The organism is Microbacterium sp. (genome assembly GCF_029263575.1).
Taxonomy (GTDB): domain Bacteria; phylum Actinomycetota; class Actinomycetes; order Actinomycetales; family Microbacteriaceae; genus Microbacterium.
Map to the genome: position 1 here is coordinate 23,702 of NZ_JAJUFV010000011.1, position 10,790 is coordinate 34,491.

Here is a 10,790-nt window from a genome sequence, read left to right on the forward strand (position 1 = left end):
TTGTCCAAGGAGCGCCGCGCTCTGCTCGATAATGGAACGATGAGCGAGGCAGATGAAGTCGATCGGATCGTCGGCGCATGGAACACCCAGCGCCCCGACCTCGACTTCTCGCCGCTCGAAGTTCTCTCGCGCATGGACCGCCTCTCGAAACATCTCGACCGGGCCCGGCGCGAGGTGTTCCGGCGCAGCGACATCGAATCGTGGGAGTGGGACGTCCTCTCCGCTCTTCGCCGAGCAGGCGCGCCGTTCCAGCTCTCCCCGAAGCAGCTCCTTCAGCAGACACTCGTCTCCAGCGGCACCATGACCAACAGGATCGACCGCCTCGTCGCGCGGCGCTTTGTGCACCGCGGCCCCGACCCGGCCGACGGACGCAGCGTCCTGGTGACGCTGACAGACGAGGGCCAGATCCGCGTCGACGCCGCGATCACCCGACTCGTCGATGTGGAAGCCGAGCTGCTTCAGGCGCTCTCGCGCCCCGACCGCGACCGCATGGCCGCGCTGCTGCGCAAGCTCAGCCTGAGCTACGACTCCTGATGGCTGATTCCTGATGGCTATGCGCTCTCCCCTGCCCGTCCGCGACGGCGTCGGCGCCACACGCCTGCACCTGCCACGCACCGGGCCCTGGCCGACCGTCAGCGCCTATATGATCGAGCGGTTCTTCCACCTCGACGCCCAGTGGCTCCTCGAACGTTTCGACCGGGGCGAGATCGTCGCGTACGACGGCACGGCCCTGACCCGCCACACGCCCCTCGATGCCACCGAGTTCATCTGGTACTACCGCGACCCTCCGGTCGAGCTCGAGATCCCGTTCGACTCCGAGATCCTGCATCAGGATGACGATCTCGTCGTGATCGACAAACCACATTTTCTGCCGACGAGCCCCGCCGGAAAGTACGTGCAGAACTCGGCGCTCGTGCGACTTCGACGGCTTCTCGACAACGCCGACCTCGCCCCCATCCACCGCCTCGATCGCGCCACCGCGGGCTTGCTGATGTTCTCGGCGCGCCCCGAGACGCGTGGCGCCTACCAGCACATGTTCCAACGCCGCGCGATCGAGAAGGTCTACGAAGCTGTGTCCGCACGCCCCGAAGACTGGGACGATCCGCTGCCGTTGACGGTACGCACGCACATCGAAAAGCTTCGCGGTCAGGTCTGCGTCCAGGTCGACCCCGAGCGCGAGCCCAACTCCGAGACCCTCATCGAACTGATCGACGCCGACGATCGGGTAATCCATACACGCCTGACGCCGCACACGGGCAAGATGCACCAGCTGCGGGTGCACCTTGCCTCGGTGGGAATCGGCATCCTGCACGACAGCTTCTATCCCGTGCTGACCGACGAGAAGCCCGACGATCACGACCGTCCCCTGCAACTGCTCGCCCGCGAGCTGCGCTTCACCGACCCGCTCACCGGCATAGATCGCGAGTTCGTCACACGACGCACCCTGCAGTACGCCCCCTGATCACGCGGCACCGTTTACGACCGCCGCGCCATACTGCGCCGGCCCACGACGACCATGGTCACCACGGGCAGTACGGAAACCACCACCGCGAGCGCGCCCAGAAGCAGCGGATCGAAGGCCGCGAAGGGGTTGCCCAGCATCCCGATGCCGAACCCGACCAGCGCAGGCAGGGCCGCAAGCACACCCAGCGTGAGCGCACCGGCTCCGACGAACACCGCTTCCACCGCGATCATCGCTGTCAGCTGGGCACGCGTCGCTCCGCTGCGACGCAGCAGCTCGAATTCGGCTCGACGCTCGGAGATCGAGGTCGCCAGCGCCTGCAGCGCGGCAACAGCGATGAACGCGAGAAGGGCGAAGAGTAGAATGTTCGACAGCTGCTGCTGATCGCCGCTCCCTGCCTGGGCGGCGTCAACATACTCTGTCAGGCTCAGAACCACGACACCGTCGGATTCGAGCGCTGCACGTACTGCGTCGGCGCTGTCGGATGCTGTTTGCACCAGCACCACGGTCGATGAAGCAGTGACGTGATCGGGATCGTGCGCCATCAGGTAGTTGCCGACGCCGAGCGCGTTGTCGTAGATCGCGACGATTCTCGCCGCGGTCTCGTCACCGCCGCCGAGCCGAACATCCACACTGTCACCGATGCCTTTGCCGGTGAACACGATCGCATCACTGCTGACGGCGATCGTGCCCTCGTCCTGCAGCGCGTCGAGCGATCCCGCCGTCACCCCCGGATCGAACAGGGCGGAATCCACGGGCGTCACGGTGCGAATCGCGGTCGGTTCCCAACCGATCTCCGTAAGGAATGGAACGTCTTCGTCAGGCTCGTCGACCCGCACTGACGCGGCGACAGTCGATGTCTGGGCCACCGCGACAACGCCGCTGCGCTCGGCGATTGCCTCGGCATCCGGTGCCATTCCGCCGTCGCCCACGACAACGAGATCAGCACCCAGTGCCTGCTCGAGTTGCGCACCCGTCGCCGCGGCGGAGGCGACGCCGACGCCGGATTGCACGGCGCCCAACGACAACAGCAGCGCAAGTGGAACGATCACCGCCGCATAACGACGCGAGAATCCCCGCGCGTTAGCCGCTGCCAGCACGAGCGCGGAAGACGAGTTCGAGGCTGTCGCCGTCGCCGCCCGCGTCGAGACCGCGCTGACGAGGATCGGCCCAGCCAGCGCGGTCGCCACGATCATCAAGAACACGCTGCTCGCCCCGGAGGCCGCACCGAGGATTCCCTCGGTGAACAACGGCGTCACCGCGACGATCAGGCCGGCCGCCGCGGTCGCCGCAGCCGCGATGCGCCGGCCACGCGAGATGGTCGCGGGTTCATGGCTGCTCTGCTGAACCGCGGCGGTCGGGCTCAGCCGCGCGCTCTCACGCGCGGCGAGACGGCCGGCGATCAGCGCGGTCGGGATCAGCACCGCCACGGTGACGATGATCGACAGCGGCGAGAACGGCAACGCGAAATCAGCGGGCACGATGCCATTCGCAGCAAGCAGCGGCGTCAGCGACGGCGCGAGCACGCTGCCCGCCACAGCGCCGACGGGGGCGGCCGCCAACACGACGACAAGCACCTCTGCGCTGATCTGCTGGCGCACCTGCGCCACGGTGGCACCGACCGCGCGCAGTAGCGCAAACTCACGCCGTCGACCGCGTAGCGCCGTAGAGACAGTGGATGCGACGATGAACACGGCGATGATCAGCGTCGTTCCGGCAAACGATGAGGCCAGCGCCGAAAGCATCGAGGAACTTGCGAGCTCGGCCGCCGTCCAGCCGGCCTGCAGCCATGCTCCGGTCGCCGTGAGCAGCGCGGTCGCGATGGAGACGACGACGAAGGCCCCCACGAGGCTCGCCCGGTTGACCAGCAGCGCCGATCGGATGGCCGCGCCCATCATGCTCGTGCCCCCAGCTCCAGCATCCGCGCCGAGATACCGGCGACACTCGGATCGATGATCTGACCGTGCAGACGGCCGTCGCGCAGGAAGAGCACGCGTTCAGCCGCTGCCGCGGCGCGCGCATCATGCGTGACCATCACGAGCGTCTGCCCGAGCTGCGACGCCGTCGAGCGCAGGATCTCCAGCACCTGATCGCCCGTGTGTGCGTCCAGCGCCCCGGTCGGTTCGTCGGCGAAGACGACCGTCGGCCGGGCGATGAGCGCTCGTGCGATCGCCACCCGCTGCGCCTGTCCGCCCGACAGAGCCGACGGCAACCGGTCTTCCAGACCGGCCAGGCCGACAGCTTCGATCAGCCAGCGCTGCCACTCCGGATCCGCCTGGCGTCCGGCCAGGACGAGCGGCAACCGGATGTTCTCGGCCACGGTGAGGTGACCGAGAAGGTTGTACGCCTGGAAGACGAAGCCGACCTGCGTGCGGCGAAAGCGAGTGAGGTCGTCGACAGACATTCCGGCCAGCTCGACGTCACCGACGACCACGCGCCCGTGGGTGGGGCTGTCGAGCCCCGCGGCGACATTGAGCAAGCTGGACTTGCCAGAGCCGGACGGCCCCATGATCGCGGTAAACGATCCGGGCGCGATCTCCAGGGTCACAGCGTCCAGCGCCGCTGCGAAATCGGGGCCGTTCGGATACAGCCTGCTGACCTGTTCGAAGCGCACCGCATTGGCAGCACGCATCATGGACGGGTGGGATTCACGGACAGTTGAGTTCATGTCTTCGACGCTACGAACGGCCAGTCCCCGCTCCCAGCCATCAGCGGATGCACTCGGAAGTTTGCATCTTTCGACGCAGTCCCGCGCGATCAGGACGAGGCGTCGTCCGGCACGGCCACGATGCGATTCTGATACGCCCAAACGACAGCCTGCAGCCGGGAGCGGACACCGATCTTCGGCAGCATCCGGGCCAGATGAGATTTCACAGTCGATACCTCGACGACCAGGCTCGCGGCGATCTCGTCGTTCGACATGCCCTGTGCGAGCAGCAGGAGGATCTCGCGTTCACGTGTCGTCAGGAGGTCGTCTGCGCGCCGAGCTGTGACCGGTTGCAGCTGTCGCCGCTGTACGAACTCGCGCAGGATGCGTCGGGTGAGTGTCTGATCGATCGTGCCCTGCCCCGCCGCGACCTGGCGGACAGCCGCAACGATCACGTCCGGTTCGGCGTCTTTGAGCAGGAACCCCGAAGCCCCGGCCTCGAGCGCACTGAAGACATAGTCGTCAAGATCGAAAGTCGTGAGGATGAGCACGGGGATCTCGTCGCCCTCGCCACGCGCACTGAGCTCACGCGCCACTTCGATGCCGTCTCGCCCGGGCATACGAATGTCAAGACAGGCGACATCCGGCACATGTTCGCGCGCAAGTGCGAGAGCTTCAGTGCCGTTCTCCGCCACCGCGACGACCTCGATGTCATCTTCGCTGCCGAGCAGCGCCGCCAGTCCCGCTCGTACAAGTGCCTGGTCGTCTGCAATCAGCACGCGGATCATGAGGTTCCTTCCCGCGGGATGACGAGGTGCACTTCCCAACCACCGGCGTGAGTGCGCCCGTAACTCAGGTCGGCACCGACGAGTTCGGCGCGCTCACGCATACCCACCAGCCCGAAGCCGCCGGCACCGGACGCACGCGGAGGGTTCGGTTGGACCGGCGGAGCGTTGCGCACAAGGACACGCACATCCGTTCCCTGCGTGTCATCGATCTCAACGACGCAGTCGGCCCCGGGCGCGTGCATTGCGGCGTTGGCGAGTGCCTCCTGGATGGCGCGAAATGCCGCAAGCTGCGCGAGCGGACCGACGCCATCGCCGAGGGCGCGACCGTCATCTGCGCGCAGAATCGAGAGCCGCACCTCACTCGCGCGTCCGAGGTTGGCTGATTGGACGAGCTCCGGGACGGTGGCGAAACTCTCGACAGAACGCTCCCCCGTTTCGTCTTCTCTCAGCAGCCCGACCACGCGTCGCAGATTCTGCAGCACCGCTGTGCTCTCGGCTCTGATCGCCGTTGCCGACGCCCGCGCGGCATCCGGATCTGTCGACACCTGCCGCTCGACGGCCGACGCCATCAGCGCGATCCCCGACATGTGGTGCGCGGCGATATCGTGCAGCTCACGCGCCATCGCCGCTCGCTCGCGCGCCACCTTCGCGTCGACGAGCGCATCGCGTTCACGGGTGAGGGCACGCAGCTCGCGTCGCTGTGCATCGCGCGATTCTCGCCGCGCGCGAAGCACGACGGCCAGCAACAGCGGAATCCCGAACAGCCCACCCACCTGCACGAAGGACTCACCGAATGCGGCAAGGGGATCGGCGCCCTCGGCGCCGAACGCGTTGATAAAGTTTCCGGCCAGATTCAGCAGCCCGGCCACAGCGAAAGCCCACCACAGGCCGCGTGACGGGGTCGCCAAGAACGCACAGAAGACTACGAGAATGATCGCGGGGGCGGTCACATCGAGCACAGTGCCCGGAAGGGTCGCCGCGAACAATCCGGCCGCCGCCGACACTCCCAGCACCGCCGTCTTACGCGCATGACGTGCCCACACCAGGAACACGCCCTGCGCCAGAAGGCAGCCGACCGCCGCCCACCATGGTGCTGCTCCGACGGCCGGAACACCGGGGACGGCAGGCACGGCATCCGGCAACTCGGTCACCAGATCGGGAAAGAGAAACAGCAGACCGATGCCCACCGCAGCGCCCAGCGCGGCGACGAGAACGTCTGTCGCACGGGGCGCGCGGAGGGTTTCGACGACGGGCATGTGCGGAGTCTATTGCCTGACCGGCGCGGCCTCGGTCGACACCGGCGGATTCTGCGCGACCTCCCGAGCGAGAGGCACGCCCAGCCGACCCCGGGTCGCGATGACGATGGCGGCAGCCATGATCGAGGCGATGACCAGCAACATGAGGCTGTTCAGCTCGGTCGTCATGGTCGGGAACATCACCGGCACGAGCACCGAGACGGTGTTGTTGACGCCGACGTGCAGCAGCATCGAGATGGGCAGGCTCTGGTTGGTGCGATTGAACACCCATGACATCACGATGTTGAACGCGATGCAGAACCCGATGAAGGATGCCACGTGCAGCAGAGTCGAGTTCGGGAAGCCGCCCCACTCGGTGAGGAACAGGGGCATGTGCCACAGCGCCCACAGCGGCCCCAGCACGAAGCTCGCCGCGAGAGGACTGAAGCGAGCCTGCAGGCGCGGCAGCGCGAAGTCACGCCAGCCGGGCTCTTCTGCCAGCCCGGTCGTGACCATCTGCAGCATCAGCGCGGGCACGAAGAGCACGAGCGCCTCGACCGGGGGCGCCTGCACGGTGCCGCCGGAGAACACAAAACCTCCCACGATGATCGCCAGCGGCATGCCCAGCAGCGCCAGCGCGTACCAGCGCCAGTTGACGCGCCAACGCCACAGCCGCGCACCCCAGCGGCGCAGTCCCGCCCGACCGTCGACGATCGCGGTGACCAGGAGGGCGGATGTGATCGGCCCGAGATACGCCCCGGGCAGCACTCCGACGAGCTGTGTGGTGCCCAACAGCGCAGGAAAGTCGTAGTCCCACAGGCCCAGCCCGCTATTGGAGAGGATGTACGGCATCCACGCTAGCCAGCTCAAGGCATTGGCGAGAGCGAAGAAACTGATGAGCGGATGCCGCGCTATCGCGCCACGGATCGTCCGAGTGGTCATTGTGAGGTCCTTTCATCAACCGGACGGGTATGTCCCGCTCTTCGACGCTAGAAACGGTCGAGCCGCGCGACGAGAGCGCGGAGGACGAAACTCGGATCCTCCATCGAAAGGTGCAAGCTGTTCGATCAGACCAACAAGGCGGCCATTCCCTGTTGAGATCGACAAACCCCGGCGGGAGCGGTTCTGCCTAAAGTGAGGCCATGGAAAGCCACGAAGAAGTTGCTGAATTCCTGCAGACCGAACTCGCGCGTCGGGCCACCGAGCGCGGGGTTCCCGGCGCCGCGGTCGCGGTTGTCATCGACGGCGAGATCATCGATCATGCCGTCGGGGTGCTCAGCACCGCGACCGCGGTTGAATCGACGCCCGAGTCGGTGTTCCAGATCGGATCGATCACGAAGGTCTGGACGGCCACCCTCGTGATGCAGCTCGTCGACGACGGTCTCGTCGACCTCGATGAGCCGGTCCGGACATACCTGCCCGAGTTCCGACTCGGCGACGATTCCGCCACAGCCTCCATCACCGTGCGGCACCTGCTCACGCATCGGGCGGGTTTTGAAGGTGATATCTTCACCGACACCGGTCGCGGCGACGACGCCATCGCGAAGTTCGTCGAACTGCTGGCCGATATGCCGCAGACGTCGGCTCCGGGTGAGATGTTCTCGTACAACAACGCCGGATACATTCTGCTCGGCCTCCTCGTCGAACGCCTGCGTGAGACGACCTGGGAACAGGCACTGGTCGAGCGGATCGCGGCGCCCCTCGGCTTGGAGCGCGTCTCGCCGAGCCCGTACGAGGCCATCCTGCACCGTGCCGCCGTCGGCCATCTGGAGGCAGGAGAAGACGGCGCCTTGACCGCGGCACCGATCTGGGCGATGGCGCGCTCGAATGAGCCGGCCGGATCGATGCTCGCCATGACAGCGCGCGATCTCGCTGGTTTCGCCCGCATGCACCTGTCGGAGGGCAAGGCACCCGACGGCACGACCGTGCTCGCGGAGTCGTCAGCACGGGCGATGCGCGCCGCGAGCGTTCATCTGCCCGTCATCACCGGCCTCGGCACCGCGTGGGGTCTGGGCTGGGAGATCGATCGCGACGACGACGTCAGGCTCTACGGTCACGACGGCAACACGGTCGGACAGGCGTCCTTTCTGCGCATCGCCCACGACGCACAGGTCGCCGTCGTTCTGCTCACCAACGGCGGAGATGGGTCAGGGCTCCTGCACGACATCGTCGACCCGCTGCTGCGTGAGCTCACCGGGCAGGGCCTGCCGCACACGCCGGAGCCGCCCACCGAACCCGCGGCCATCGACGCCACCTCATACATCGGCACGTATTCGAACTCGATCTTCGATCTGGAGGTGTCGCAGGACGACGTCGGGCGCGTCTGGCTCGACCAGCGTCCGAAGGGCCTCCTCCTCGAGATGGGTGAGCAGCCCTCCCGCGATGAGCTCGTGGCTTTCGGCGACGACGCCCTGATCCTGCGTGAGAAGAAGAGCGGCATGCACATCGTCTACACGTTCCTCTCCCCCGACGCCGATGGTCGGCACTCCTTCATCCAGTTCGGCCGCGCGATCGCGCGCACGAGCTGACCTGCACACTGCGGTAAGTCCCGAATATTCATTGCCCAGGAGGAATCGAAATGACACCGAAACGCGCGGCGACAGCAGCCGTGACAGCTGTGACCGTCCTTGCACTCGCTCTCGTCGGCTGTTCATCCGGCGGCGGTGACACACCCAGCGATGTCGTCGAAGGCGGAACGTTCACCCAGATCCTGAATGCCGACCCCGGCAATCTCGACCCGCAGATGTCGGCGGGCAGCGCCCTGTTCGACGTGAGCATCTTCGCTTACGACACACTGGTGGGCGTCGATGAAGACGGCCAGCCGCTGAGCCAGTTGGCGTCGGAGTGGACGCTCGAGCCGCTCGAAGCGACGCTGACGATCAAAGACGGAATCGTCTGCAGCGACGGCACGGAATTCACCGCGCAGACGGCAGCCGACAACCTGAACTGGATATCGGATCCCGCCAACCAGAGCGCCTTTCTCGGGGCGTTCTTCCCCGCGGGCGTATCCACGGTCGCCGAGGGCGACACGATCACCCTGACCCTCAGCACGCCGGCGCCGTTCCTGCTGCTGGGGCTCGCCAACCTTCCCATGGTGTGCGACGCCGGCCTCAACGACCGCTCATTCCTCGCCGATGCATCCAACGGCACGGGCCCATACGTGCTGACCGAGGCCGTACCGAACGATCACTACACCTTTGAGGTGCGCGAAGAGTACGCCTGGGGTCCCGATGGAGCGACGGTCGATGAAGCCGGTATCCCCGCTGTCGTGAACGTTCGCATCGTCGCCGACGGAACAACGGCGACGAACCTCATGCTCTCAGGCGAGGCGAACGCCGCTCAGCTGCTCGGCCCCGACGCCGAACGCGCCTTGGGCGCTGATCTGGACGCGCTCGAAACGAGTGCCGTCGTCGGCGAGCAGTGGTACAACCATGCCGACGGTCACCCCACCAGTGATCCGGCCGTGCGCATGGCACTGACGCAAGCGGTTGACCTCGACGAGCTGGCCAATGTCATCACCGCGGGCAACGGCGGCCCGGCCACTGCTCTGGCAACCGTCGCTCCGCGTGGGTGCACGTTCGACTCGATCTCGGGTGTGATCCCGAGCTACGACGTCGACGCCGCCGCCGCGACTCTCGATGAGGCGGGCTGGGTGCTCGGCTCCGACGGTGTGCGCGAGAAGGACGGCACACGCCTCAGCATCGTGTTCCTGTACCAGAACGGCCTCGGGGCGGCTGGATCCGCCGGCGCCGAGCTCGCGATCGAGGCCTGGGAGAGCATCGGCGTCGAGGTCGACGGCAGAGAGCAGGACGAACCGTCGATCCTGGACGCGATCTTCAACACCGGCGCCTGGGACATCAGCTGGGTACCGGTGAGCGTGAACAGCCCCGACCAGCTCATCGGATTCCTCAGCGGTGCCACGCCCCCCGAGGGCATGAACTTCTCGGGTATCCAGAACGACGAGTACGATGCCGGCGTCGCCGAGGCGATGCAGCTTCCGGGTGTGGAAGGCTGCCCCGTCTGGCAGGAGGCAGAGTCGACCCTCATCGAGGAGGCTCATCTGGTGCCCTTCGCCGAGGACACCGTGTACATGTTCTCCAGCGATGCCGAGTTCAGCTGGACCGGACAGATCGCCCCCACCAGCATCCGCATGATGGGCTGATATGACCACGGTGACAACCAGACTGGCGGAGGATGCCACGCGCATCAGCGATCATCGCTGGCCACGTTTCATCCTCCGCCGAACCTGGCGGCTGATCGTCTCGCTGTGGGTGCTGGTGACGGCATCCTTCCTGATGATCCATCTCGTCCCCGGCGACCCGGTGCGCACAGCTCTGGGGCCCACGGCCTCCGCCGAGATCGTCGCGGCCCGTCGCGAAGCGCTCGGCCTCAACGACCCGATCTGGGAGCAGTACCTGAACTTCCTGCGCGGTCTGCTGACGGGCGATCTCGGGGTGTCGATCGGATCGCAGCTTCCGGTGGCAGACATCATCGCCCAGCGGCTGCCGGCCACCGCCGCACTGGCCGGGCTCGCCTTCCTCTTGGCCGTCGTCGTCGCCATTCCCCTCGGCGTCGGCGTGGCGATCGCCACCCAGCGCGGCCGAGCACGCGGACTTGAGCTGGGTTTCAGCTCGTCGAGTGTGCTGCTGGGTTCCATC

10 protein-coding genes are annotated in these 10,790 nt (G+C 66.6%); 5 read left to right on the forward strand and 5 right to left on the reverse strand.

The window, feature by feature from the left end; genetic code table 11:
* Positions 1-39: 39 nt before the first annotated feature.
* Both Q1J95_RS02350 and Q1J95_RS02355 read left to right on the forward strand, forming a co-directional pair.
* Positions 40-534, forward strand: a complete 495-nt coding sequence (locus Q1J95_RS02350; protein ID WP_300265664.1) for a MarR family transcriptional regulator — start codon at positions 40-42, stop codon at positions 532-534.
* Positions 535-553: 19 nt separating this feature from the next.
* A complete protein-coding gene (locus Q1J95_RS02355; protein WP_300265674.1) occupies positions 554-1,462 on the forward strand; it encodes a pseudouridine synthase in 909 nt (302 codons plus the stop codon).
* A 14-nt stretch (positions 1,463-1,476) separates the two neighbouring features.
* Here the strand turns inward: Q1J95_RS02355 and Q1J95_RS02360 are convergent, their stop codons facing one another.
* The 5 genes from Q1J95_RS02360 to Q1J95_RS02380 all read right to left on the reverse strand — a co-directional run bounded on the left by Q1J95_RS02360 (position 1,477) and on the right by Q1J95_RS02380 (position 7,074).
* Positions 1,477-3,360, reverse strand: a complete 1,884-nt coding sequence (locus tag Q1J95_RS02360; RefSeq protein ID WP_300265665.1) for an ABC transporter permease — start codon at positions 3,358-3,360, stop codon at positions 1,477-1,479.
* On the reverse strand, positions 3,357-4,130 hold the full coding sequence (locus Q1J95_RS02365; RefSeq protein WP_300265666.1) for an ABC transporter ATP-binding protein: 774 nt from the start codon (positions 4,128-4,130) through the stop codon (positions 3,357-3,359). Before Q1J95_RS02365 ends, Q1J95_RS02360 begins: the two co-directional genes overlap by 4 nt.
* Positions 4,131-4,219: 89 nt before the next feature.
* The gene (locus Q1J95_RS02370) at positions 4,220-4,897 is read right to left on the reverse strand and encodes a response regulator transcription factor (protein ID WP_300265667.1); all 678 of its coding nucleotides are present in this window, start codon (positions 4,895-4,897) and stop codon (positions 4,220-4,222) included.
* Entirely contained in the window at positions 4,894-6,153 is a 1,260-nt protein-coding gene (locus tag Q1J95_RS02375; RefSeq protein WP_300265668.1) for a histidine kinase, read from the reverse strand. Before Q1J95_RS02375 ends, Q1J95_RS02370 begins: the two co-directional genes overlap by 4 nt.
* Positions 6,154-6,162: 9 nt before the next feature.
* The gene (locus Q1J95_RS02380) at positions 6,163-7,074 is read right to left on the reverse strand and encodes a CPBP family intramembrane glutamic endopeptidase (protein WP_300265669.1); all 912 of its coding nucleotides are present in this window, start codon (positions 7,072-7,074) and stop codon (positions 6,163-6,165) included.
* A gap of 200 nt (positions 7,075-7,274) precedes the next feature.
* Between Q1J95_RS02380 and Q1J95_RS02385 the strand changes: the two genes are divergently transcribed.
* The 3 genes from Q1J95_RS02385 to Q1J95_RS02395 all read left to right on the forward strand — a co-directional run.
* A complete protein-coding gene (locus tag Q1J95_RS02385) occupies positions 7,275-8,660 on the forward strand; it encodes a serine hydrolase (RefSeq protein WP_300265670.1) in 1,386 nt (461 codons plus the stop codon).
* 50 nt (positions 8,661-8,710) lie between these two features.
* Positions 8,711-10,294 carry an ABC transporter substrate-binding protein gene (locus Q1J95_RS02390; protein WP_300265671.1) on the forward strand — a complete coding sequence of 528 codons (1,584 nt, stop codon included), beginning with the start codon at positions 8,711-8,713 and terminating at the stop codon, positions 10,292-10,294.
* A gap of 1 nt (position 10,295) precedes the next feature.
* Positions 10,296-10,790 (forward strand): ABC transporter permease (locus tag Q1J95_RS02395; RefSeq protein WP_300265672.1); only part of this gene is annotated, 495 nt, incomplete at its 3' end.

Coding starts and splice junctions, on each gene's coding strand:
- Q1J95_RS02350 (WP_300265664.1), top strand. CDS start 40: ATGAGCGAGGCAGATGAAGTCGATCGGATCGTCGGCGCATGGAACACC.
- Q1J95_RS02390 (WP_300265671.1), top strand. CDS start 8,711: ATGACACCGAAACGCGCGGCGACAGCAGCCGTGACAGCTGTGACCGTC.
- Q1J95_RS02380 (WP_300265669.1), bottom strand. CDS start 7,074: ATGACCACTCGGACGATCCGTGGCGCGATAGCGCGGCATCCGCTCATC.
- Q1J95_RS02365 (WP_300265666.1), bottom strand. CDS start 4,130: ATGAACTCAACTGTCCGTGAATCCCACCCGTCCATGATGCGTGCTGCC.
- Q1J95_RS02385 (WP_300265670.1), top strand. CDS start 7,275: ATGGAAAGCCACGAAGAAGTTGCTGAATTCCTGCAGACCGAACTCGCG.
- Q1J95_RS02375 (WP_300265668.1), bottom strand. CDS start 6,153: ATGCCCGTCGTCGAAACCCTCCGCGCGCCCCGTGCGACAGACGTTCTC.
- Q1J95_RS02360 (WP_300265665.1), bottom strand. CDS start 3,360: ATGATGGGCGCGGCCATCCGATCGGCGCTGCTGGTCAACCGGGCGAGC.
- Q1J95_RS02370 (WP_300265667.1), bottom strand. CDS start 4,897: ATGATCCGCGTGCTGATTGCAGACGACCAGGCACTTGTACGAGCGGGA.
- Q1J95_RS02355 (WP_300265674.1), top strand. CDS start 554: ATGCGCTCTCCCCTGCCCGTCCGCGACGGCGTCGGCGCCACACGCCTG.